This is a genomic window from Arthrobacter sp. CAL618 (assembly GCF_000468215.1).
In the GTDB taxonomy this organism is placed as follows: domain Bacteria; phylum Actinomycetota; class Actinomycetes; order Actinomycetales; family Micrococcaceae; genus Arthrobacter_D.
Window position 1 is genome coordinate 12,280 of record NZ_ASZW01000091.1, and the last position, 23,753, is coordinate 36,032.

Annotated in this window: 18 protein-coding genes and 1 pseudogene; 13 read left to right on the forward strand and 6 right to left on the reverse strand. The window is 58.2% G+C overall.

The window, feature by feature from the left end; translation table 11 throughout:
* Nucleotides 1-54: 54 nt before the first annotated feature.
* Both K728_RS0105615 and K728_RS0105620 read right to left on the reverse strand, forming a co-directional pair.
* Complete coding sequence (locus K728_RS0105615) at nt 55-453, reverse strand: 6-pyruvoyl trahydropterin synthase family protein (protein ID WP_024476120.1); 399 nt, start codon at nt 451-453, stop codon at nt 55-57.
* A gap of 70 nt (nt 454-523) precedes the next feature.
* Entirely contained in the window at nt 524-1,528 is a 1,005-nt protein-coding gene (locus K728_RS0105620) for a zinc-dependent alcohol dehydrogenase (protein ID WP_024476121.1), read from the reverse strand.
* A gap of 72 nt (nt 1,529-1,600) precedes the next feature.
* On the opposite strand from K728_RS0105620, the gene K728_RS0105625 reads away from it, so the two are divergent.
* From K728_RS0105625 to K728_RS20495, 4 genes and pseudogenes are all read left to right on the forward strand, one after another.
* Nucleotides 1,601-2,035: an SRPBCC family protein gene (locus K728_RS0105625; protein WP_024476122.1), complete on the forward strand. Its 435-nt coding sequence runs from the start codon at nt 1,601-1,603 to the stop codon at nt 2,033-2,035.
* A 17-nt stretch (nt 2,036-2,052) separates the two neighbouring features.
* Nucleotides 2,053-2,778: a CDP-alcohol phosphatidyltransferase family protein gene (locus K728_RS0105630; protein WP_024476123.1), complete on the forward strand. Its 726-nt coding sequence runs from the start codon at nt 2,053-2,055 to the stop codon at nt 2,776-2,778.
* 173 nt (nt 2,779-2,951) lie between these two features.
* Nucleotides 2,952-3,287: pseudogene (locus K728_RS23095) on the forward strand (AfsR/SARP family transcriptional regulator); the annotation flags it as partial.
* 15 nt (nt 3,288-3,302) lie between these two features.
* The gene (locus K728_RS20495; protein ID WP_237742091.1) at nt 3,303-3,962 is read left to right on the forward strand and encodes an AfsR/SARP family transcriptional regulator; all 660 of its coding nucleotides are present in this window, start codon (nt 3,303-3,305) and stop codon (nt 3,960-3,962) included.
* Between the two features lie 3 nt (nt 3,963-3,965).
* Here the strand turns inward: K728_RS20495 and K728_RS0105640 are convergent, their stop codons facing one another.
* Nucleotides 3,966-4,895 carry an aldose 1-epimerase family protein gene (locus tag K728_RS0105640; protein WP_024476124.1) on the reverse strand — a complete coding sequence of 310 codons (930 nt, stop codon included), beginning with the start codon at nt 4,893-4,895 and terminating at the stop codon, nt 3,966-3,968.
* Nucleotides 4,895-5,374 (reverse strand): DUF3515 family protein, encoded by a 480-nt coding sequence (locus tag K728_RS0105645; RefSeq protein WP_024476125.1) that lies wholly within the window; start codon nt 5,372-5,374, stop codon nt 4,895-4,897. Before K728_RS0105645 ends, K728_RS0105640 begins: the two co-directional genes overlap by 1 nt.
* Nucleotides 5,375-5,542: 168 nt before the next feature.
* On the opposite strand from K728_RS0105645, the gene K728_RS0105650 reads away from it, so the two are divergent.
* The 8 genes from K728_RS0105650 (at nt 5,543) to K728_RS0105690 (ending at nt 19,771) form a co-directional block, all read left to right on the forward strand.
* On the forward strand, nt 5,543-6,523 hold the full coding sequence (locus K728_RS0105650; RefSeq protein ID WP_237742092.1) for an LCP family protein: 981 nt from the start codon (nt 5,543-5,545) through the stop codon (nt 6,521-6,523).
* A 902-nt stretch (nt 6,524-7,425) separates the two neighbouring features.
* The gene (locus tag K728_RS0105660) at nt 7,426-8,628 is read left to right on the forward strand and encodes a glycosyltransferase family 4 protein (RefSeq protein WP_035747297.1); all 1,203 of its coding nucleotides are present in this window, start codon (nt 7,426-7,428) and stop codon (nt 8,626-8,628) included.
* On the forward strand, nt 8,628-10,376 hold the full coding sequence (locus tag K728_RS0105665) for a glycosyltransferase family 4 protein (protein ID WP_024476129.1): 1,749 nt from the start codon (nt 8,628-8,630) through the stop codon (nt 10,374-10,376). The genes K728_RS0105660 and K728_RS0105665 overlap by 1 nt, the downstream gene beginning before the upstream one ends.
* Nucleotides 10,376-11,254, forward strand: a complete 879-nt coding sequence (locus K728_RS0105670) for an ABC transporter permease (protein ID WP_024476130.1) — start codon at nt 10,376-10,378, stop codon at nt 11,252-11,254. The genes K728_RS0105665 and K728_RS0105670 overlap by 1 nt, the downstream gene beginning before the upstream one ends.
* 142 nt (nt 11,255-11,396) lie before the next feature.
* A complete protein-coding gene (locus tag K728_RS0105675) occupies nt 11,397-12,119 on the forward strand; it encodes an ABC transporter ATP-binding protein (RefSeq protein WP_237742095.1) in 723 nt (240 codons plus the stop codon).
* A gap of 170 nt (nt 12,120-12,289) precedes the next feature.
* Nucleotides 12,290-14,029: a glycosyltransferase family protein gene (locus tag K728_RS0105680; RefSeq protein WP_024476132.1), complete on the forward strand. Its 1,740-nt coding sequence runs from the start codon at nt 12,290-12,292 to the stop codon at nt 14,027-14,029.
* Between the two features lie 9 nt (nt 14,030-14,038).
* On the forward strand, nt 14,039-15,289 hold the full coding sequence (gene wecC, locus K728_RS0105685; RefSeq protein ID WP_024476133.1) for a UDP-N-acetyl-D-mannosamine dehydrogenase: 1,251 nt from the start codon (nt 14,039-14,041) through the stop codon (nt 15,287-15,289).
* Nucleotides 15,290-15,331: 42 nt separating this feature from the next.
* Nucleotides 15,332-19,771 carry a glycosyltransferase gene (locus tag K728_RS0105690; RefSeq protein ID WP_024476134.1) on the forward strand — a complete coding sequence of 1,480 codons (4,440 nt, stop codon included), beginning with the start codon at nt 15,332-15,334 and terminating at the stop codon, nt 19,769-19,771.
* 130 nt (nt 19,772-19,901) lie between these two features.
* Here K728_RS0105690 and K728_RS20880 read toward each other — a convergent pair whose 3' ends face one another.
* Both K728_RS20880 and K728_RS0105700 read right to left on the reverse strand, forming a co-directional pair.
* Nucleotides 19,902-20,819, reverse strand: a complete 918-nt coding sequence (locus tag K728_RS20880; protein ID WP_156911200.1) for a hypothetical protein — start codon at nt 20,817-20,819, stop codon at nt 19,902-19,904.
* A gap of 198 nt (nt 20,820-21,017) precedes the next feature.
* Nucleotides 21,018-22,193 carry a DUF6270 domain-containing protein gene (locus tag K728_RS0105700; RefSeq protein ID WP_024476136.1) on the reverse strand — a complete coding sequence of 392 codons (1,176 nt, stop codon included), beginning with the start codon at nt 22,191-22,193 and terminating at the stop codon, nt 21,018-21,020.
* A 539-nt stretch (nt 22,194-22,732) separates the two neighbouring features.
* On the opposite strand from K728_RS0105700, the gene thiL reads away from it, so the two are divergent.
* Entirely contained in the window at nt 22,733-23,728 is a 996-nt protein-coding gene (gene thiL, locus K728_RS0105705; protein WP_024476137.1) for a thiamine-phosphate kinase, read from the forward strand.
* Nucleotides 23,729-23,753 lie beyond the last annotated feature (25 nt).

Here is a 23,753-nt window from a genome sequence, read left to right on the forward strand (position 1 = left end):
CCCGCCGCTGGGTCCGGGTGCGCCGGGATCCACCAGCGTCAGGTCCATGGGGAGCTAGCCCGGCACGTCTGCCGCGTCGAACTCCACCGAATAGCCTGCCCAGGCGTCCGGGTGTTCGCGGAGCACCACGTCGAGTCCGGCGAAGGGTGAGGTGTCGAACCGGTCCTGCAGGCGGTCGGCAATGTACCGGGCCACCGCCTCGGTGGTGGAGAGGACCCCCGCAAAGTCAGGATGCTCGTCAAGGTTCCGGTACCGGAGCCCGTCCAGTACCTCGCCGAGCATGGCCGTGGCTTCGCCAATGTCGATCACCACCGCGTGTTCGGTCAGCTCACGACGCCGCCAGGTCACCTCCACCACCAGCGTTGCGCCATGCAGGCCCTGAGCCGGGCCGAAGAACGGGTCAGGAAGGCTGTGGGCGATCATCACGTGGTCGCGGACGGTCAGGCGGTACATGGATCTCCTGTGGTCGGTGGATACAGCGGGTGACGGGGACTCCGAGACTATCGCGGGCTCGGCACCGGAATTACGCGGTGGGGTCGGCGCCCGGGTAGGCGATGACGTGGCAGAGGGCGGAGAGGGTGCCGCTGGACAGATCGCGCATCACGTTCGGTAGGTCCTCGAAGGGCGAGGATCCGCTGAGCAGCGCATCGAACGCAGGATCCTTCAACGCGTCGAGGGCGGTGGTGAGGCGGTCCTGATGGGTGCGGCGGGCCCGGCGCGGGGCGGCAATGGTGCCCACCTGGCTTGCCCGGATGCTGAGCCGGCGGGCATGGAAGTCTGCCCCCAGCGGCACCTCGGGCGAGTGGGTGCCGTACCAGGACAGCTCGATCACCTCGCCCTCATCTCCGAGCAGGCCCAGGCCCAGGGACAGGCCGGCGGCTGTGGAGGAGCAGTGGAAGACCAGGTCGCAGTCGCCTGCCGCGTCGTCAGGGTGCGCCCAGTCCATGCCCAGTTGCTTGGCGAGCGCAGCGCGGGTCGGGTCCGGATCCACCAGCTGGAGGCGCGCCAGGGGGAAGCGGCGGAGCAGTGTCGCGATGGAGGCTCCGATCATGCCACCGCCGACGACGGCTATCCGGTCGCCGATGCACGGCCGGGAATCCCACAGGGCGTTCACTGCCGTTTCGACGGCGCCGGCCAGCACGGCACGCTCGCTGGGGACGTCGTCGGGAATCAGGGTCAGCGCTTCCACTGGAACCACGTAGCGGTCCTGGTGGGGGTAAAGGCAGAAAACCCGCCGGCCCACCAGGGAGGCGGGGCCGTCCTCGACCAGCCCCACGGAGAGGTAGCCGTACTTCACCGGACCATCAAAGGAGCCCTCCTGGAAGGGTGCTTCCATCAGGGTGGCGATCTCGGGGGGAATGCGCCCATCGTGGACGAGCGTCTCGGTTCCCCTGCTGATCCCCGAATACAGGGTGCGGACCAGTGCGTGGCCGGGCTCCAGCGGAGGCAGGGGAGCGGTGCGGAGTTCGCCGTGGCCGGGGCTGGTGGTCCAGTACGACTGGCTGTGATGTGGGGAAGTGCGAGACATAACTCGATTATGCCCTGCACGCTCAGGTGGGGCCCGCAGCCTTTTGGCAGATGTGATCAGTAGACTCGGTAGATGATTACAGTCAAGGGAACCATCAGCACACCCCTTTCTCCCGCGCAGGCTTTCGCTTTCCTGAAGGAGTTCGAGAACACCAGCGAATGGGATCCAGGCACACCGGTGGTCGAGAAGCGTTCCATCGGCCCCGTTGCCGTGGGTCACAAGTACCACGCGGAGGCGGAATTCCGCGGGAAGCGTCAGCCGATCGAGTACGAAGTGACCGAGCTGCGCGAGGGCCACATCAAGTTGCGGGGGGCCAACAAGACCCTCGTATCGTTCGACTCTATTGACGTCGTCCCCTCGGCGACGGGAAGCGACGTCACCTACACGGCCGAGTTCTCGCTGAACGGGTTCCGGCGGATTGCCCAGCCATTCCTGAAACCAGTGTTCAACTCGCTGCGTGACCCCGCGCTGAACGGCCTGCGGGACAAGCTCAACTCACTCGTCTAGACCGAAAAGAGAAGCCGGTGGCGCGGGTCAGTAAACGGGCAATGTTCGATGCGTCGAGCGCAGTGCTGGGGTCTGCAGGAATTGGCATCACCCTGCTGGCGTTGAACGATTCCCACAACGTCACCAACCTGGCCGCTGTCGTTGCCGGGCTGACACTGGTGACCGTCGCAGCGTTGAGCGTGGTGCGTCGTCGACCGTCGTACTCGGGACCTGCCGATCGGGTCACCCTGCTGCGGGCGGTGCTCGCGGGAGGCTGCGCCACGATCGTGGTCCTGTCCCTCTGGGGGGATGTGCCCACCCGGTCCTGGTGGCTGGTCCTGCTGGCTGCACCGGCGGTGCTGCTCGACGCGGTCGACGGCGCGGTGGCCCGGCGGACGGGCACCGCGTCCACCGCGGGTGCCCGGCTCGACATGGAAACCGATGCCATCCTGCTGCTGGTGCTCTCAATACCGGTGGCACTGACGGTCGGCTGGTGGGCGCTGCTGATCGGCCTGATGCGCTACCTCTACGTGGCGGCATCCTGGTTCCGCCCGGTGCTGCGAGGCGACCTGAAATTCAGCCAGTTCCGGCGGGTGGTCGCCGCCACCCAGGGGGTGGTGCTGGTGGTGATCCTGGTCCCGCTGACACCGGCAGCGCTCGCGGTCCCCGTGGCGGCTGCTGCCCTGCTGTTGCTGGCAGCGTCGTTTGGCCGGGATGTGGTGGCGCTGGAGCGCTCGGCCAGCGCTTCCTTCGGCTCGCTCTGATCCTGCTATCTGCCGAGGATTACTCAGGTGACGAGAAATAAGCAATATAAGTAGAAATCAGGTGGCCTGTAAGTGGAAGGCCAAAAAAACGGGTATACACCACTCGTGTACAGACCCCAAGAAATTCCTAGGTTGGATCTATCAGTATCCATACCTCGCAAAGGGTCTCAGTTATGGTTCAGCCTGTATCTTTCGCCGCGATTCGACCACCTACGAAAGTTCCACCCGGCCATCCAACTCGCCTCGAAATTAGGCTCATCGGAAATCTAGAAGTGCGGCGCGGGGATGTAGTTCTGGGCTCGCAACAGCTTGGGGGCCCTAAACCTCGACAGATTCTGGAGCTACTCCTTCTGCACCTTGGACGGCCCGTCTCAAAAGATTGTCTTATCGAACGCCTATGGGCAGGGAAACACCCTCCCGACGCGGTATCCACCCTAGAAAGTTACGTCAGCGTTCTTCGCCGTCACATTCAACCGGGCGCAGGAAAAGCCGGACCGTTGCAAACCGTTACTGGCGGATACGTCATGAACCGGGAGTTTGTTGACCTGGATATTGACCATTTCGCTTCCCTGATGAGTGCAGCACATCGGTCCACACAGCCAGCGGAGGCTTACGAATTGCTGTGCAGTGCGCTAAGTCTTAACCATTCGCCGCTCCTTGGCGACGAGCTTCGACCTTCATGGGCAGAGGAGGAACGTGCGCTCCATCAGGCGCGAACAACCGAGGCTTGCGTGTTGGCTGCTGAAACCGCAACGTTTCTGGGTAAGACTACCGAATCTGTAGGCTGGGCAAAGAAAGCCTTAGATTCTGATCAGCTCAATGAACGTGCCTGGACAGCACTAATACTTGCGTTGGAACACGACGCTCAGTTTGCCGAAGGACTGCTTTGCTATGAACAGTGCCGCCAGACCTTCGCCCGGGAACTCGGCTGTAATCCGGGTTCGATCCTTTTGGATGCCCACGCACGCCTTCTGCGCGCGACGTCAGCGCAAGAGAACGAGCTGGGACCTCTTCTTTCAGCACTTCTTATCCTTCATCGGCAATTCTCTCAAATGTCCAATCCAGAGGATGCCGGAATGTCGCATACCGCATTCTCGGGCCAGAACGCGCTTCACACTGCGGACGTGCTAGAAGCAACTGAGATTATCCACTCATTCTTGATCCGAGTGGTCCCAGCGCCATAAGGTTCATGATGCCTGATGAATCGCATGAACTATCCACCGTGTGGAGTGGCTGTCGCCGGGCACCAGGACCAGGAGGTTGGTTCCGGAGTTGAACGCGTCCGGTGGGCAGGTCATCGGCTCGACGGCGAGGCTTCCGCGGCTTTCCTGCGGATTCCCCGGCAAGTCGCTGGTGTGGACTTGGACCCACGGAAGGTCACGGCCGAACGAGACGGCCGCGCCGTTTCCGTCGGGGCCGATGACGCTGACCGTTGCGAGGTCGTCGGCGTACCCGACGTCGGTGAACGCGTGGTCGAGGAATGCCGTGCCGATCCGGGTGGGCGAGCGGAAGTCAAAGTCCCCGGTAACGGCGGCCAGCGTGGTGGGAATCAGCCGGTCCTCGGTTACCTCCAGCACGGTGTCGGCGGGCAGGGTGAGGGTCCACTCATCCACGGGGCCGTCCCCGGCCACCAGGTAGGGGTGGGGTCCCACGCCGTAGGGGGCGGCGTCTGGTCCGGTGTTGACGCTGGTCACGGTGGTGGTCAGGCCGTCGTCGTCGAGCGAGTACTGCACCTCGACCGCGAGCCGGAACGGGTAGCCCTTCTGCGGCACAACGGTTGCCCGGAGCCGGACCCAAGCCTCGCTGTGCTCCACCGTTTCCCACTCGTCCCAGGCGAGGAGCCCGTGCAGGGCGTGGCCTCGCTCGGGTTCGGTCAGGCTGAGCTGATGGGTGGTCCCATTGAAGTCGTAGGTGCCGTCCACTACCCGGTTGGGCCACGGCACCAGGAGCGCGCCCCGGTACTGGGGGCGGATTTCGTCGGCGTCGTAGTGCCGGGTGAGGTGGCGTCCGGCGTAGCGGAGTTCACGCAGCGAGGCGCCCACGCTGGCGACGACGGCGGTGTAGTCGCCGTGCCGCAGGAGGTGCTGGCGTCCGGACAGGGGAATGGTGTGGTCCATCATGACCCTTCGGTGGGGAGTTCGAGTTCGTCGTTGAGGCTCAGGCATTCGGAGTCCTGAGCAACCACCGACACCGCGGTGCCCAGGTCCACCAGGATGGTGCTTGATGCCACCTCGTTCGGGTCAAACAGAATTTCCACCGCCGGGTCGCGGCCGTAGGTGGTGGCGCGCCACACCTCTGCCTCTTCCTGGATGATCCAGTCGATCCCGTTCACGGAGGCGCAGGCGTCGGTGGTGGGGCCAGGGACGGCGACGCCGCAGCGCAGCACCACCTGTGACGGGTCGCCCCACGCGGCGGTCGCCTGGCTATCGGTTTCCCGCAGCTTGTTCTCGGCGACGACGTCGGGTAGGGACACCATCACCGAGGCGCATTCGGGGTTCGCGGCATCCGGGGCAGCCTCCACCCCAACGATCGGCGAGCAGGCGGTCAGGCCCAGAACGACGACGGCAAGCGGGGGGAGGAGTCGGGAGGCACGCATGGTGCCAGCTTAGTAGCCGAGGACGGGGAGAGGCGCGACTGGCACCGGTTCCCAGCTTCCTCCCACAGTTGAAGGTTAGTATGGGGAGCTGTCTTATGTCAGGGAGAATCCGTCGTGTCAAATTATCTCGAAGAGCCCGTCCAGCCGAGGGCCCGAAGGAAGCGCCCGGTGCGCATTGTCCTCTTCTCAGCACTCGCGTTGGTGCTGGTCGCCTGCCTCGTTGCTGGTGGCTACCTGTTCAATCTGGCCAGCACCTACAACTCGCAGACGCAGACCATCGAAGAGGTGTTTCCCGAAGGCACCGACCGTCCCACCCGGGCTGCTGAGGCCGAGGGGGCACTGAATATCCTCCTGCTGGGTAGCGACGAGAACGGCGGCAGCGGCGAGACCGAGAACCTGCCGGGGGTACCCAACGAGGGACGCTCCGACACCATGATGCTGATGCACATTCCCGCTGACCGGGAGGGCGTGTACGTCATGTCGATCATGCGGGACACCTGGACCGACATTCCCGGATACGGCGAGCACAAGATCAATGCCGCCACCGCGTTCGGCGGGGTGCCCCTTCTAGTGGAGACGGTCGAAGGGTTGTTTGATGCGCCGATCGACCACGTCGCCATCATCGACTTCGAGGGCTTCACCGGTCTCACGGACGCGTTGGGGGGAGTGGAAGTGAATAACGAGATCGCGTTCCAGTCCCGCGGAGCCGACGGCGAGTTCTTCGCCGAGGGACCCATCACCCTGCAAGGGGAATCCGCGTTGAAGTTTGTCCGTGAACGGTATGCCTTCACCGACGGCGATTACCAGCGGGTAAAAAACCAGCAGCTCTTCATCCAGGCGGTCATGGGCAAGTTTCTCACCGCTGACACCCTGTCTAATCCGTTGAAGATCAACGAGATCGTCGGTCAGGTGTCTCCCTACCTCAGCGTCGACGAAGGTCTCGACGCCTCGGCTGCGGGCAGCCTGGCGCTGTCACTACGGAATGTCCGCAGCAATGATGTGGAGTTCTTCACCCTGCCAAACCTCGGTATCGGGACGTCAGCGGATGGACAATCCATCATTGTGAAGGACGACGCCGCCATCACCGAGATCGCCGCGGCACTCGACACCGACACCCTCGGCGATTACGTCGAAACCGCCTCCCAGTAGGATTGCCAGCTCTTCGGAGTCCGCCCCGTAGAATTAGGACCCATGGAATTATTGATGCGCCGCTCTCTCGCCGGCCTGACCGTCGCTGCACTTTGCGTTGGCCTCGGTGCGGGCGTGGCCTCGGCCACCGAAACCCCAACGCCTGGCCCATCGACGAGTCCGGCGCCGTCTCCTACGCCGGAGCCCCAACCGGATCCGGTTCCGGCCCCGCAGCTGGCCCCTGCGCCCGCTCCAGCCCCCGCACCAGCCCCGGCGCCTGAACCGGAACCTGCACCGGCCCAGCAGGGGCCAGCCGTTGACCCGGCGACCGGATTCGAGGNCCCGCCTACGGGATTCCTGATCGAACCCGGCACCGGCAACCTGATTGACCGGGCGACCTTTTTCTACACCGACTTCCGGTGGATCGCCGTCACGGGTGGAGTAGTCGACCTGACAGACACCTTCGAGGCCGAGGAAACGCCGGAGCCGGAAGAAACGCAGACCCCCGAGCCGGAAGCGACCGAGTCCGCGGAGCCTGAGGAGACTGAAACTCCCGAACCCACCGCTACCGAAACCCGCACGGCTACCCTTACCCCTTCGGCCACGCCGGAACCCACCCAAACCGCCACAGATGTCAGCGAGGCAAGCTCAACCGAGGAGGCCTCGGCGGGCTCAAGCCCACTGACAAGGGTATTGGTCATCCTGGGTTTGGTTGGTCTGGGAGTGCTCTATTATGCGAAACTCCGGGGCGGCACTACGCCGCGGCCAAAGCCAGAGAAATAGCCCGGGAGACAGCGGGAGAACTGTTGTACGGGCATGTGCTGATGGTCTTACGGTCGCCAAAACGACCGTTAAGTGACCTTCGGTCTACACTTGAACCTGATCCTGCTCGACACGAAGCAACCTAGACACTTTGGGGGTGTATGTTGCGAATTTTACTCTTGACGCATTCATATGCCCCGGAGCATAGCCCGCCGCAGCGACGTTGGACTCAATTCATTCGATCCTTTCGCGCTGCCGGTTGGGATGTCGACGTTGTCGCACCAATCGCCCATGCCCCCTTTGGTAAGCGGACCCTGCCGCGGAGGCAAGCCGGTCGGCCGTTCATGTGCTCGACTGGGGAGTACGGCGAACAGATTTGGCGGGTCCCCTTCCTCTGGCACAGGAACACCCGGCTAGGTCGGCTCAGCAATCACCTCTTCTCGGCTGCCTGCAGTATCCCTGCTGCCTTCCTATCGAAGCGGCCCGACGTCGTCATCGTTACTGTGCCGAGTCTTCCTATCCTCGGCGCCGGGTTTGTGGTCTCGCGTCTGATGCGTCGGCCCCTTGTCGTTGACATGCGGGACGCCTGGCCGGACATCGCCCGCGACGCCAAACTGGTACGAAGTAGCGCCAAGGGCGTCGTCGAGCGAATCATTATGGCTATCCAGGACCGAGCCGAACTGGTGGTGACGGTTACTCATGGTTTCGCCCGGACGTTGCGCCAACGTGGCTTGAAAAATGTCGCAACGGTCACCAACGGCGTGGACCTTCGCGGGCTGGACAAGTTGGCCCCGCCTCCGCTCGAAGCGGATCGGCTGGAGGTGCTCTATCTCGGCAACCACGGAGAAAGCCAAAGACTGGATGTGACAATCAGGGCGGCGGCGCTGGTGGGAAGCCAGATGCGCCTCACCATGGTTGGTAATGGAGTTCAACGGCCCGAACTGGTCCGGTTGGCCCACGAGCTCCAGGCGCCTGTCGAATTCCACCACTCCGTCTACGGCCCAGCCGTCAGAGGGTTCTATGACCGCTCCGATAGCTGCATCGTCTCACTTCGCGATGACTGGAAATCCTTTGAAACCACCATTCCCTCCAAGACCTACGAAGTGCTGTCGCTGGGACGGCACGTAACCGGCATTGTGATGGGGGAGGCGCAGAAAATTCTTCAGGATGCCGAGTCTGGGCACATTGTCGCCTCTTCGCCGGAAGAGGTTGCGGAGCTTTGGCGGAAGCTGGCCGCCGATCGGTCACTCCTGCAGGTCAACGGCGCGGGACGCATCTGGGTGAAGAACAACGCAGATGTCGAGGCGTTGGCCCAAAGCTACATCAACCTACTGGCGGAAGTAGCTGGAGGTCCGCACCGGTGATGGTTGGGGCAGTGCTGCGCAACGCGCGGTTGTTGGGCACCACCGCCTTACGCCATCTGAGCGATGACCCGTTTCTGCTGTTGCTGCAGGTATCCCGAAGGTTGCCTGGTGGTGCGGTATACCGGGCGGCCGGAGCAGCGTCCTTCCTCCGCAGGACTCCGGTGACCCAGGCGGTCGCGGCGTACCTCCGCGGGGACAGTAGCCGGACCCAGGAAGTACTGCGGTCGGCATTGGACGCCGGCGGACGGGCCTCGACGGCCATCCGATTGGCAGAGGTGGCTTTGGCCGCAGGGTATCTAACGATGGCGGATGAGTTCATCGTCTGCGGCAAGACTCCCGGAGCGCCGGATGCCAGTCGGACTATCGCGAGACGGCGCTGGTACGACGGCGACATGAGCGGCGCCGTGGAGGTGCTCAGGGCAGCGGGTCGGAACCGCACGGCGGAGAGGCTTGAGTCGGAACGTCGGGTCTTTGCTGGCTGGACACCTACTGTGCCGCCCGTGAAGGGGTATGTGCCCCAGCAGCGTACCGTGCTGCACGTCCTGACCAATTCGCTGCCCCACACTGGAAGCGGCTATGCCCAGCGGTCCCATTCCATCCTGAAAGCCCAGCAGGACGCGGGGTGGAACGTGCATGCGGCAACCCGGGTGGGCTATCCAGTGCAGGTGGGCAAACTTTTCGCTGCTGACCTTGATGTGCTGGATGGGGTGTCCTACCATCGGCTGCTTCCTCCGACGCTGGCCGAAGGATTTGATGGCAGGCTGCAGCAGCAATCTGAGGAACTCCTGGCACTCGCGCTGCAAATCCGGCCGACTGTTTTGCACACCACCACCCATTTTGTGAACGGCCTGGTGGTGCGTGCTGTTGCGCGGGCCTTGGGTATTCCCTGGGTGTATGAGGTTCGCGGGCAATTGGCTGACACGTGGGCGTCGAGTCGTAGTGATGCGGCAAAGAAGAGCGAACGCTATAGGCTCTTCACTGAAAGTGAAGCTCAGGTTATGCAAAGTGCCAACCTGGTGGTGACGTTGGGTGAGGCTATGAAGCAGGACATCGTGGGTAAGGGAGTAGGCCCGCAAAAGGTTCTGCTGTGCCCCAACGCGGTTGGGGACGAATACCTCGACGAGCCGATGGACTCACGGAGCGCGCGCCAGCTGCTCGGACTGCCTAGCAACGGCGTTTATATCGGCACTGTCAGCAGCATCGTTGACTATGAGGGCCTTGATGACCTGTTGCGGGCGTTCGCAGCATTGGTGGGGGACAATCCTGGTTTGCGATGCCTGATCGTGGGGGATGGGGTAGCTCTGCCGTCGCTGAAGACGTTGGCCCGCCAGCTTGGCGTTGCCGGCCTGGTGACGTTCACCGGCCGGGTGCCCCGCAAGGAAGCTCGGCTGCACCACCAAACCATTGACATATTCGTTGTGCCGCGGAAGGACCTGGAAGTGACCCGAGCGGTAACACCGTTGAAGCCAGTAGAGGCGATGGCCTGCGCCCGGCCTGTCATCGCCAGTGATCTGCCCGCTCTCCGTGAGATTCTCTCGGCTGATACAGGGGTACTGGTGTCCGCTGGCGATGTCGAGTCCTTGGCATCCGGTATTCGAGGGCTCATAGTGGACGGAGGCGCTCGACTCGCGCCTCGCGTTTTGGCAATGGGCGCTGCGGGTCGCCGCCAGGTTCTGGCACACCGGACCTGGACCCAAAATTCATTCACTTTGCTTCAGTCTTACATAAGGCTGGAGCGTGCTTCATAATGACCGTCCCTAACGAGAACGTGGGCGCCGTGCCGACCTCGGTGGACTTGCGCACACTAATCAAAGTAGGGGTCAGGCCGCCATTCCTCGATTATCTTGTTGCACTATGGGACTATCGTCACTTTGTCTTCTTTGACGCCAAAGCGAGTGTTCAATCAGGAAATAGTCGTGACCGCCTGGGTAGCATCTGGCTTATTTTGAATCCAGTGCTAAATGGATTGACCTTTTACCTTATCTTTGGTGTCTTACTTCAAGCCAGCCGCGGCGCCGAAAACTTCATCGGATATTTGATTATCGGGGTCTTTCTTTTCCAAATGAGCAGTCGATCTATTTCGAACGGCGCGCGAGCAATTCAGTCCAATTTAAAGGTAGTTCAAGCCTTCAACTTCCCGCGGGCAGCTCTATTGCTCTCAGTCAATATTCGTGAGCTGCTGGCAAGCGTCCCAGTGATCATCACGATGTTGGTCCTGATTTTGTTATTCGAGCCAGCTGAGGAAATTACCTGGCTATGGTTCTTCGTCGTGCCAGCAATTCTGCTCCAGACGATCTTCAACCTAGGAGTCGGTTTGATTCTCGCCCGCGTAGTTTCGAAGGTGAATGATGTCGCCAACGTCATCAGCTTCGCTATGCGGATCTGGATGTACGCGTCGTGTGTCATGTTCCCGATCACCCTGTTTGATCCATATCCAACAATTCAAGCAGCAATTGAACTCAACCCCCTCTACCAAGTTCTGACAATCGTTCGGCAGTCGGTTCTATATGGTGAAGTGCCGCCGTGGGAATCTTGGGCAGTCCTTGCGACGTGGTCGCTCGGAGTCTTGGCCATTGGAATGATCTATTTCTGGTTCGCGGAGGAGACTTACGGCCGTGACGAGTGAAATTGAGTTCGTCTCTGAACCCCCTGCGGTCGTCGTTGACAATGTCAGCATGGCTTACCGAGTACCGACTACCGACTCCGCGGCCAGCGCAGGCTTGTTGCCAACTATCCGTCGGCTAGGGGGGAACCGCCCAACTGTTGACGTGCACGCGCTTAAGAATGTCTCGCTTGTCGTAGGCCGCGGTGAGGCGGTCGGGATAATCGGCCGTAACGGGTCCGGAAAGAGTACGTTGATGAAGCTCATCAATGGGAGAGTTCCACCATCTTCTGGTGCTATTTACGCATCGTCTCGCCCGACTTTGCTCGGGGTGAGCGCAGCACTTGTTCCTGATATCTCTGGTGAACAGAACATCATGCTGGGGTGCCTAGCGATGGGTATGTCGAAGCGGGACATAGCCGACAAATATCAGAGCATAGTCGACCTCTCGGGTCTTGAGGGCTCAATTCACTTGCCGCTACGAACATATTCTTCGGGTATGGCGTCGAGGCTCCAGTTTGCTATCGCGACGGCTATCAACCCAGAAATATTGCTGATCGATGAGGCCTTAAATACGGGCGATGATCAGTTCAGGGGCCGAACTAAGCAAAGGATGGACGAACTTCTAGGAAATGCTGGGTGCGTTTTTTTGGTGAGTCATAGCCTGGAAACGATAAGCGAAATGTGTAGCAGGGTTATTTGGCTCGATGAAGGGGAGCTAGTCATGGACGGCCAGCCGAGCGAAGTGATCAAGTGGTATCGGATTTTCGCTAAGCATCTTGCTGCCCGCGACCGTTTTTCGGCAATGAAGACCAAGCGAAGGGTATTGAACAGTTTGGTAGTCCCTGAAGTGGTTGTTCGAGAAACTGGCCGAAGGAGCTCTGAATGATTCTCTCGGGAGTTCGCAGAGCAAGAACGATATTTTGGCATTTCCGCCGCGGGGGATTTTCAGCCGTCCTTACGTGGCATCGGCGGAATAGAGCTGAGCAAGGGATCTTCACCCTGGACAACGCCCGGGGGGCAGAAGCTGCTTGGGTTGGGCACCGTAAGTCGAGACGCTTGGTCTTTGCCGAAGCGGGGCCCACTCGCCGTAAGGTGCCGAGGCGGTCGGTCAGGGCAGCGATCATTCTCGACGAGTTTTCTGCAGAGGCTTTCAGCTATGAATGGGAAACAATCCGGCTGACTCCCGACAATTGGTGCGACAACCTTGACGAAGTGGATATTGACTTGCTGTTCGTGGAGTCTGCCTGGAACGGGAACGGGGGCGCCTGGCAATTCAAGCTGACCGGCCCGTCGGGGCCGTCAGAGGCGTTCCGGGAACTGCTTAGGGCGTGCGGTGACAGGGGAATTCCCACCGTTTTCTGGAACAAAGAGGATCCCCCCCATTATGAGGACTTCCTACCCGCTGCGAAGTTGTTTGATCGTGTGTTCACGAGTGATTCGAACATGGTGGACCGGTACAGGGTTGACCTTGGGCATGACAGGATTGAGTCGTTATCTTTCGCGGCACAGCCAGCCATTCATAATCCGGTAAGACCAAGGCATGGATGGCACCAAAGGGACATTGCCTTTGCTGGAATGTATTTCCGGCACAAGTTTCCTGGCCGTCGCGCTCAGATGGACCTTTTGCTCGGAGCGGCGGCGGATGCGTCCGCGTCAATGAAGACGGGGTTAGAGATATTCTCGCGTAAGTTGGGTGATCGCGAGGACTATCAGTTCCCTTCGCGCCTTGCGCCCTATGTTGTAGGGTCGCTGTCTTATCCGCAGATGTTGACCGCATACAAGGCGTACAAGGTGTTCCTCAACGTCAATTCCGTGACGGAATCCCCGAGCATGTGTGCTCGGCGAGTTTTTGAGATTGTAGCTTCTGGTACTCCAGTAGTCTCGACGCGAAGCGCCGCTATTGAACGCTACTTCGCTCCTTATGAAGTCCCAGTTGTCGAGACTTCGGACGGCGCGGCAAGCCTACTCTCCGCCCTTGTTCAGCAACCCTCGCTGGGGGAGCGGCAGGTGCACCTGGCCCAGCGTGCGATCTGGCGCGAACATACCTACGCGCACAGGGCAGAACAGGTTCTTCGATCAGCTGTGCCAACGCTTGCCCGACCGGTTGCTTTGCCGAGTGTCAGCGTCCTGGTTTCGACGATTCGGCCGCATCAATTAGAGCACGTGTTTCGTTCCGTTGGAGCTCAGACGGGGGTAAACCCAGAGCTTGTATTACTTACACACGGGTTTACAGCGGTGGCTTCGACACTTGAGAACCTGCGAGAGCGCTACGGCATTGAATCCTTGGTTGTCCTTACTGCGCCGTCAAGCCGCAGTTTGGGAGAGTGCCTGAACGACTGTGCCGCTGCGGCATCAGGTGCGGTGCTTACTAAAATGGACGACGACGATTTTTACGGGCAGCACTACCTCTTGGACCAGCTTGAGGCGTTGAACTACTCTGGGGCTCAGGTCGTTGGGAAGCAAGCGCACTACATGTATGTGCAGTCTCATGATGCAACGGTCCTGCGTTTTGCGCATAAAGAGCACAGATTTACCAGGATGGTCATGGGACCAACGATTCTTGCGCCTCGTAGCGTGTTTCAGGAGTTTCCGTTCGAACGGCGTAGCACGGGGGAGGACACCGCGTTTCTTCGAGCTGTGACCGCGGCTTCAGGGGCTGTCTATTCATCCGATCGATATAACTATTACCAACAACGTAATGGGTCTGGCCACACTTGGCAGGTATCCGACTACGAGATCTTGGCAACTTCGGACATCGCGTTCTATGGGACGCCTGATCATCATGTTTCAATTTAAGGGGAGCATATGAGCACCATTCAAAAAGTCGCGGTCATCGGTCTCGGATACATAGGGCTTCCAACTGCGGCCATCCTGGCGACAAACGGGCTTCAGGTGGTTGGCGTGGATATCAAGCAAGACAACGTGGATGCAATCAACCGCGGGGAAGTGCCATTCGTCGAGCCCGATCTGAACATCCATGTTGCGGGCGCAGTCAGCGTTGGTAGCCTGACGGCGACGACCATTACTCCGTCTGCCGACGCTTACATCCTTGCTGTGCCAACTCCTTTTAACGCAGACAAGACGGCGGACCTCAGCTACATCGAGGCGGCGGCTCGCGGACTTGCATCACAGCTCAAGGGCGGTGAGTTGATCATCCTGGAATCAACCTCACCTCCAGGAACGACCCAGCATCTCGCTGATTACCTGATAGGGCTTCGGCCGGACCTCAGCCTCGACGGTGCCAACGGAAAACCAATCCTCCACGTAGCACACTGCCCGGAACGCGTGCTGCCCGGTCGGGTGATGATCGAGCTGGTCACCAATGACCGTATTGTCGGAGGGATCACTGACGCGGCGACTGAGCTCGCCCGCCAGCTTTACCACGTCTTCTGCCAAGGAGACATCCACCTTACCGACGCCGCGACCGCAGAAATGGCGAAGCTCGTCGAGAACGCCTACCGGGACGTCAATATCGCCTTTGCGAACGAATTGTCGGTCATTAGCGAAAAGGTCGGCATCGACGTCTGGGAGCTGATCGAACTGGCGAATCACCATCCCCGAGTGAACATCCTGCAGCCCGGCCCCGGAGTTGGCGGCCACTGCATCGCGGTCGACCCATGGTTCATCGTTTCGGCTGCGCCTAACGAGTCAAAGCTGATTCGTCAGGCTCGGGAGACGAACGATGCCAAACCAGCCTGGGTTATTGACCAGGTCAAGGCGGCGCTCAAGGACGCGGGCAGCAATTTGAAGGTCGCCGCCCTTGGCCTCGCATTCAAGGCGAACATAGACGACCTACGTGAGTCTCCGGCCGTCGAAATTGTCAGGCAGCTCAGCAGTGACCTGTCGGGGTGCACGGTTCTCGTCGCCGAACCGCACGTTTCAACCCTTCCTAAGTCACTGACATCTCTTGCCAACGTCGAATTCGTCGAGGCTGAGAAGGCTGTCAGGGATGCTGACGTTGTGCTGCTGCTTGTCGATCACGATGAGTTCAAAGAGATGGACCGTGCCCTCCTTAAAGGCAAGGCAATAGTCGACACACGCGGAATCTGGCGGTGACGCCTCCAATGGTGAGATTCAGGATATTGATGGAGGAACTCAGTGCCGTTTGAGGATGAGATCCGGTCACGGCCGGCAGGTTCCTTGGCTAAACGTGCTGGTTATCTAGCCGACATTGACCAGTTCATCGTCGAGCACGAAAACCTGATCACGCGTCGACGTCGCGACGCCAGCGCCATTAGATCCCTGGAAACGGAACTGGCCTCCTCACAGCGCGAGACCATCAAATTGAGGGCCGAGACCAAGTCCTTACGTAAGGAGATCACGACGCTCAAGGCCACACTCTCGGCTCTCCGTCGATCGAAACGAATGAGAATTGGCTCGGCCGTCGTCGCCCCTGCCCAGGCCCTTGCACGGCTCTGGTTACGAAAAGATAGTCGTCTTCCAATGGGGCTAGACGGGCTGACGAGGGTTGCAGCAAAAGCGCCTCCATCCGTCGGCAACCGGGCGGCCACGATTACCCCGCCCAGTACTCCGGCGGCATTTGATCCGTCAAGGCCCAATTCATCATTATCGCCGAGTGCAGCGGAGCGCGCGGAAGAGCTCCGAAAGACTGTATCCCGGGATCCTTCCAAAGCGAACGTATACAACCTAATCGCGCATCTCTTTTTCGTGCTCGGCAGCGTTAGGGAACCCGCAAGGGTGATTTCGGCCTATACAGAAGTCTTGACGGAACTCTCAGCAAAACAGAAGCAGCTGATCGATGCTGTGATGGGACTGGAGCGGCTAAGCGAGCGCCCGCCGAAACTGCCACCCAAGCAGGACTCTCCCGGCTACCAGGCTGAGCGTGGCCGGATCCTCTACTGTGCGCACAGCGTCTCCCCATACAACTCAAACGGCTACTCAACCCGTACGGCTGGCCTGGTGCAGGGTCTGACTCAAGCCGGGGCCGACGTGATCATTGCCGCGCGCCCGGGATATCCCTGGGACATCAAGACCGACGTTGCACCAAGGTCCACCTCGAGCTACAGCGAAACAATTGATGGAATCAACCACTGGTTCAGTCAGGGCCCAACGTGGACCCAAGGCCCACTGGACTATTACGTCCAAGAGGCCGCAGACAGTTATGTTCAGGCGGCAATGCGCAACCGCGTCGAGCGGATTCACGCGGCGTCGAACCATGTGACTGCCCTCCCCGCGTTGATCGCGGCGCGCAGACTCGGGCTTCCATTCAGCTATGAAGTTCGCGGGCTGTGGGAAATCACTGAGGCGTCGACAAAGGAGGGGTGGGACCAGTCAGACCGTTTCAGATTTTCAAAGGAGATGGAAACGCTCGTTGCCGCTGAGTCCGATCTGGTCTTTGCGATAACAGGACAGGTTAGGGATGAGCTCGTCCATCGTGGGGTTCCGGCCGGAAAGATTGTCATTCTTCCGAACGCCGTTGATACAGACGAGTTCAGTGACATGCCACCACACGGGTTAACGAAGCGGCATCTTGGCATAGACCACAATATTCCGGTGATTGGGTATGCAGGTAGCATAGTGGAATACGAGGGCCTGACCACATTGCTCGAGGCGTGCCACCGGATGGTTGCAGAGGAGACAGAGTTCCGTCTTGTGATCGTTGGAGATGGCGCGGCATTACCAGCGTTGAAGGCACAAGCAGCATCGCTTGGTCTGTCCGACGTCACGACATTTACGGGGCGCGTCAAAGCCAGTGAAATCCCCAACTACCTCAGTGTTTTTGATATCACGCCATGCCCCCGTCTGCCACTTCCCGTCACGGAGATGGTTTCCCCAATCAAGCCCCTGGAGGCGATGGCTGCAGCCAAAGCTGTGGTTCTTTCCGACCTACCTCCGCTGAGGGACCTCGCGGGCGCGGACGGCGAACGGGCAAACCTGTTCCCCGCAGGCGATGCAGTTCAACTTGCTTCAGTCCTAACTGAGCTAGTGAAGAACGAGGATCTGCGTCGGGCAATGGGCCGCCGGGCCCGCCTCTGGGCTATCAGCGAGAGGAACTGGCGGCGTGTCGGTGAAGAAGCAGGTGTCGCTCTGTCGAGATCGGAACAACCCGCGTCATCCATATGCAGCACAAACCTGTCCGATGTAACGATCGGTATCATCGCCGATGAATTCACTACCGCTGGCATGCGCCCCGATATTTCACTGATCGAGCTACTTCCTGACACCTGGGGACATCAGTTAGCCGAATCAAAGATCAGTGCCCTATTTGTCGAGTCGGCATGGGACGGAAACGGAGGGGCCTGGCGGGGAAAGGTGGGTTATTATGACGATGATTCTTTCGCGAATCTCCGGGACCTGCTCAGTCATTGTCGTGCGAACTCTATACCAACCATTTTCTGGAATAAAGAAGATCCCGTTCATTTTAACCGGTTCCAAAAGACCGCCAGTTACTTTCAGCATGTTTTCACCAGCGATGACCGATCGATCAGGCGTTATTTAGAGTCGGCGGGAGAGTTCCTCGAGTCAGTTGCTTCGCTCCCGTTCTACGCCCAGCCCGCATTGCATAATCCCCTTCCTAGCGCGAGAGCCTATTCGCACACTGTCTCGTATGCTGGCTCATATTACGGAGCGAGATATGAGAAGAGATCCGATCAGCTCCACAGCCTGCTCGCTGCCGCAATTCCAGCCGGCCTGACCATCTATGACCGTCAGCACCTGAACCCTCAGAGCCCCTATAAGTTTCCACCGGATCTTGCGCCCTACGTTTCCGGTGGCCTGACCTACACCGACATGGTGCAGGCTTATAAAGCCCACCCCGTGCACATAAACGTGAACTCGGTTGAGCAGTCGGGAACTATGTTTTCTCGTAGAGTGTTTGAAGTCGCCGCCTGCGGTGGAGCGATTGTCAGCGGACCGGGACAGGGAATAGATCAAGTCTTCGGAAGCATCATCCCGCTCGTCTCAGATCAGCCGAGCGCTCAGAACCTCATCAAGTACTGGATGGAAAACGAGGAAGCCAGGAATGAGGATGCCTGGCTTGCCATGCGATCGGTATTCCGAAGCCATACAGCCGCGCATCGTCTCACGTATGTGCTCAGGACGGCCGGCCTCAGGGTTAAGGCGCCAACGCTGGAGAAGTATGCCCTTCGCATACAGGAGATCACTCCAGAGATCCGGATGGCTCTCGCTGCACAGAGTGTCCGACCTACTCTTCTATTGGACCATTCCGACAGCGGAGATGCTTTAGCGGTCGACGGAATTGAAGTTCGGAGGATGAGCCCAGACGACTCGCATTCTCTCTTGTCATCCGGAATCACACTCATCGGAGATTTCCCGACCAGACATGTTGATCGAACCTACTACGAGGACCTCCTTACCTCACGGAAATACTCTGCTTGGGATTCGGCGCGTATCAGCCAAAAGACGCTTGAAGAGTCCGGTCGAGGTCTGGCCCGAGTCGAGATTAACGATGGGAGTGGGATGTACGATCTTATGTCCTTGCGCCCTACCGGCGGCCAGCGATCCCTGCTCCTCAGCAGAAGGGTAGTCGGAGACCGGAGATCGAACTCCCCGAGGGCTGCCAGCGCCCCGAAACGAATACTCATTGCCGGGCACGACCTCAAGTTTGCTCGGGGACTCATTGCTCATTTAGAAGCCGCCGGGCACACAGTCGAACTAGATCAATGGCTGGGACATGCGCAACATGATGAGGAGTCTAGCCGAGCGAAGCTGGAAAACGTGGACGTCATCTTCTGCGAATGGACTTTAGGCAACGCGGTCTGGTTCGCCAACAACAAGCGGCCAGACCAGCGCTTGGTATGCCGGCTACACCTTCAGGAACTGAGTACGTCCTATTTGCATAAGCTAAATATGGAAAATGTCGACAGTTTCATTTTTGTGGGGCGACACACAGCTAAACTGGCGCAGCGTGACTTTGGCGTTCCGGCGAAGAAAGCCGTCATTATACCCAACTATGTTGCTATAAAAGACCTATCCCGAAACAAGACACCGGGAGCTCAATGGAACCTGGGTCTGGTTGGTATTGTTCCGCAGCGAAAGCGAATCGACCTAGCGTTGGACGTCTTTCGAGAGCTCCGAATGGGGGACAAACGTTACCACCTTTTCATTAAAGGGAAACGACCTGAAGATTTCCCCTGGATGGCCGAACGACCCGAGGAACTTTCCTACTATCAAGAGCAGTATGCGCGCATTGAATCGGACCCGATGCTAGTGGGCGCCGTTACTTTTGATCCTCACGGTGATGATATGTCGCGGTGGTATCAGAAGATCGGAACAGTTCTATCCGTGAGCGACTTTGAATCATTCCATCTTACATTGGCAGATGGTGCGGCTTCTAGAGCGCTGCCTGTGACACTGGGCTGGGCGGGTGCAGACCAGATCTACCCGGCATCCTGGATCTTCCCCACGGTGAAAGCTCTCGCCAATTTCGTTGCTTCGGCGACTTCGGATGCGACCATGCGTAAAGAGAACATTGAAAGCGCTGCCGAATATGTAAGGAACAATTTTGATGAGAAATTGGTGCTAAACGCCTTGCAGGAAGTGGTGCTCGGTCAGTAGCCGTTCCGCCTGTGCACTCCGGCGGACCAGACTGTTTTTTCATCGCCATCAACGTCAGGAAAACCCACTAAGAATGGTGGACTCTCGTTGGTACTACTCGCCAAACTCGCGCGATAAGCGAACATCTGGTCTAGCTATCGTGATTCGCCGGACTGCCTGTTTCAACGAGTGGATAGGCGGATAAACTGAGCAAATCTGGAATCTCAAGTAACTGGGACCAATCGCCATTGCACGCCACTGCCTTCTCAAGAATTCCTACTTGGAGGATTCTCGGGGCAGGCTTATGGCCTTGTCCCCAATCCACCCCAAAAAGAAACCTGACCTTATTGGCTGGGTTTAATACTTCGAGCAGAGGAGCGAAATGTTCCCCAACGTGATGACTATCGCTCGTATTCTGCAAGTATATGACTGCGTTGTCGAGTTCTAAACTGTACAAATGCAGGACGCTTGTTGATATCTTTGAGGGTAAAGTCCTGGTCATCTCTTGCACGGTGTCTATTCCCCAGGCAAGGTGCGCGTACTTGAGTACGTGGTGCTCCCAATAGCGCATGATGTCCGTTTGGGGATTGACCACCAAAGCCAGACTCTTGGGGGTCCGTGCTGAATAGTAGAGCGCTGCAAATCCGCCGCCGGAGGCCCCAAACATAATCGTATGTTTTGCCTCCAGCTTTTGTACTATATGTCCAATGAGAGCAGTAATGATCTGCTGCATATCTCGCTGATGACGGTTTCCGGCGAACCACGCCAGAGTAAGGTTATCGTCAACTTCGAGGGACGGATCCGAAAAATATACTCGATGTGCGGGTAGCGAGCCAAAAAGATTCCTACCAAGAAAATATGGCCTCGTAGTATCTGGATCTGTCGCTGCAGGATGGAAAGACATCAGTATAGACTGAGCGTTTTTTACCGGGTCAATCAGAAACTCAAGGGGTTTTCCATTATAGTTGATAGAATATAGACCGGCACCGATCGGAGCAGCAATAAAATCATTAATTGTCTCAAAGCTGAAGACGCTCCCCTCATAACGTTCGATGTCTCTATTGGTCACAATAGGATTCTAGCACCTGTCCCTGGTTGATCGCGAGGACTGTATGTCGGTGTAGCCGGCTGAGCATGAGCACCAAGTCTGGATATTATTTGCTATAAAATTGGGCTGCGGACGTAAGTGAAACTGACGCGATTCCGCCTTCCCCATCTGAACCCATCACCCAGTCTTAGCCGAGAACTCGGTCCTGCCTCGCCGCTTTCATACCAACTGTCGTCCCTGGATATCTTCAGGTCCGAAAAGCGATATGGTTTGCACTTCTAGCACGCCGGGACCTTTCCATGCTCTGATTTTCAGGGATGAGCAAGGCGTCGCTTCTGGCAAACTAAAATGGATGAAATATCGACGCAGCCCCGGAGTTGTCTTCAAGTAACGGAAGTACCCTATTTGAGGATTCCTGGACAAAGCAAGACCAAACTTCTTCGGGGTAAAGTCGTCTGGAGGATCTATATCTAGAGAAACTACCATTTCAGACGCAGTTCTCGATTTGTTAACTCCCTCAATCTCTACACAAAATTCAGAAAGCGGTTTATTGAAACTAACTTCGACGTATTCTCCAAAATTCTTAGACGAGGCCCGCGTGAAAATATTTATGGTACCGTTGTGCACCGGAGGAGTGTCTTCAGCAAATATATTCCCCCGCAGTCTCTCTTCGGTCAGATTATTAATTTTTTCCACCATTGCTTGGTAAACGGTTTCGTGATAATGGTAAGGCGACTCAGTCCACTTGTGATCAGTATTAGAAATGGATTGGTTCCAGCTGATCCCTATTTTTCTTAGATTCATTTCTGCCAGTACGACTTGGATATATTCGGCGTACAGATTATTGGCTTCGTCGGGGGATATTTGAACGATTCCTTTGGTTTGCTTACCAAACTGGTTATACATAGACCATGGGATATCAAGCAAAAGGATGCGGTCGATAAGTTTTTGATTCTCGAGTAACACTGCGAATCTGTGAACCGAGAGTTTCCATAGATCAAAGTGTTCCGGAGTGCCGAACCTGATCCACCTCGATTCTGGGAGTCGCTCGAGCAGCCCGCTCCGGACTAGTTCGACGGATCGCGTTATGTATTGCCCCTGGCCACAATCGATGACGCCCAAACGTTCGTCGGCGAGGTCCCATATCAAGATGCCGCAGGCAGCCGACTGAGCTTGTATCCTTCGGGTTAGATCTCCGTCGAGATCACCCTGGAGATTTTTTACTTGAAACGCACTAGCAAGATCGCTATCTCGCGCAGAAAGATCAACTGGTTCCGAGAAGGCGCTTATAAGAGACTGTCTTGCAACATAATCCATCAAAGGATGTTTCTTTTGATCGAAATATTCGTAGGTATCGCGTGCCACGCAGCTGCCGTAAATGAAGATATTAGTCATCGGTCCTCCTTGCTGCGCGGTCATCAGTCCAGTCGCTCGAATAGCAAATTAGCGGACTCGTAGCGTGTTGCGAAGTTTGGTCTCTGAAACGGACCAGACCTACCCATTGCACATATTACGTGGCCGATAACTTGTTGGTTCAAGGTTATCGTAGGAATAGCAGGGCGACGATGAGAGCAGAAGTACTCACTAGGACACCGACTGAAAGCATAAGAGCCAGTAGGCGCTTACGCCTGTAGGTTGCGGTGCGATGGCTAGGTTGGGCCGCTTGGCTCCTTGGAGCGCTCGATGACGCCGGGTGGCGTAGAGCCCGCTGAGCCAGGGGTTGGCTGCTGCTACTTGGGGTTGCCCAATGTCGAGCCGCTGGAAGGGAGGGATCGGTCAGATAACTCAATGCATGGGCTCCTGTCGCCTCCCCATCGTCACGAATTTCGGTTCTACTATAGTCCCTTCAAAGTAGGGGATTGGTGTTCGGCAGCTCGCCGTTGTTCACTTGGATGACCCGGATCAGACACGTCGAATGGGCGAGCTAAGGACATATGAGACATTCAGTTGGCGATCTCGGTGAATCGGGACTACTCAAGCGAATCTTTCCACGGCTCGCTTTGCCTGAGGGGACTATTGTCGGGCCAGGTGACGACGCTGCTGTTCTGGCGGCGCCTGGAGGGCAGGTTGTGCTCACCATCGACAGCCTCGTCGAGAATCAGGATTTCAGGTTGACCCGGCCGAACGGCCATGTAACCAGCGGTTTTGATGTCGGTTGGAAGGCAGCTGCGCAGAATCTTAGCGACATAAATTCGATGGGGGCTAGGGCGACGTCGCTGGTGGTCAGTCTAACTTTGCCTGCCAATACTCTCGTCCAGTGGGTCGAGGACCTCGCCGATGGAGTGGTCGCCGCGATAACGCAGCTCGGTGCAGTGGGATGCGGTGTGATCGGTGGAGATCTGGGTAAAGGACGGGATTTAGCGGTGACGATAGCGGCGACTGGGACCCTCGACGGAAGAAGGGCGATCCTTCGATCTGGTGCGAACCCTGGTGACACAGTTGCTATTTCCGGGACGTTGGGGCGTGCCGCCGCAGGATTGTCCTTGATGGAATCGCACCACCTTTCAACTGGCTTGACTCCCGGGCTAACTAGCCTTGTAAATGCGCAACGTCGGCCGCAACCTCCCCTAGCGGCCGGGCCGGCAGCCGCACGAGCCGGAGCCAGCGCGATGCTAGATGTTTCCGACGGACTTTTCCGAGACGCCGGACGGATCGCTATAGCTAGTTCGGCCACAATCGATGTAGATGGCGAGGTTGTGCGTAGCTTCGCAGTTCCCCTGCAGGAGGCCGCAGACCTACTGCAGGCAGATCCTCTTGAATGGGTCATCTCCGGCGGCGAAGATTACGGACTCCTTGCTACCTTCCCCCTTGGTAATGAGCTGCCAAAGGGGTTCCGAAAGATCGGCACGGTCAGCGAAGGCGGCTCAAGAGTGACCTTTAGGGGGCAGGACGTCGTAGGCGGGGGATGGGATCACTTTGCCAACGGATAATCATGGTTTCGGAAGCTATGCAACC

Excerpts from the sequence above, each read along its gene's own strand:
- K728_RS20495 (WP_237742091.1), top strand. The coding sequence starts at position 3,303 with ATGAACCGGGAGTTTGTTGACCTGGATATTGACCATTTCGCTTCCCTG.
- K728_RS0105665 (WP_024476129.1), top strand. The coding sequence starts at position 8,628 with ATGGTTGGGGCAGTGCTGCGCAACGCGCGGTTGTTGGGCACCACCGCC.
- K728_RS0105700 (WP_024476136.1), bottom strand. The coding sequence starts at position 22,193 with ATGACTAATATCTTCATTTACGGCAGCTGCGTGGCACGCGATACCTAC.
- wecC (WP_024476133.1), top strand. The coding sequence starts at position 14,039 with ATGAGCACCATTCAAAAAGTCGCGGTCATCGGTCTCGGATACATAGGG.
- K728_RS0105615 (WP_024476120.1), bottom strand. The coding sequence starts at position 453 with ATGTACCGCCTGACCGTCCGCGACCACGTGATGATCGCCCACAGCCTT.
- thiL (WP_024476137.1), top strand. The coding sequence starts at position 22,733 with ATGAGACATTCAGTTGGCGATCTCGGTGAATCGGGACTACTCAAGCGA.
- K728_RS0105620 (WP_024476121.1), bottom strand. The coding sequence starts at position 1,528 with ATGTCTCGCACTTCCCCACATCACAGCCAGTCGTACTGGACCACCAGC.
- K728_RS0105640 (WP_024476124.1), bottom strand. The coding sequence starts at position 4,895 with ATGGACCACACCATTCCCCTGTCCGGACGCCAGCACCTCCTGCGGCAC.
- K728_RS0105645 (WP_024476125.1), bottom strand. The coding sequence starts at position 5,374 with ATGCGTGCCTCCCGACTCCTCCCCCCGCTTGCCGTCGTCGTTCTGGGC.
- K728_RS0105660 (WP_035747297.1), top strand. The coding sequence starts at position 7,426 with ATGTTGCGAATTTTACTCTTGACGCATTCATATGCCCCGGAGCATAGC.
- K728_RS0105625 (WP_024476122.1), top strand. The coding sequence starts at position 1,601 with ATGATTACAGTCAAGGGAACCATCAGCACACCCCTTTCTCCCGCGCAG.
- K728_RS0105670 (WP_024476130.1), top strand. The coding sequence starts at position 10,376 with ATGACCGTCCCTAACGAGAACGTGGGCGCCGTGCCGACCTCGGTGGAC.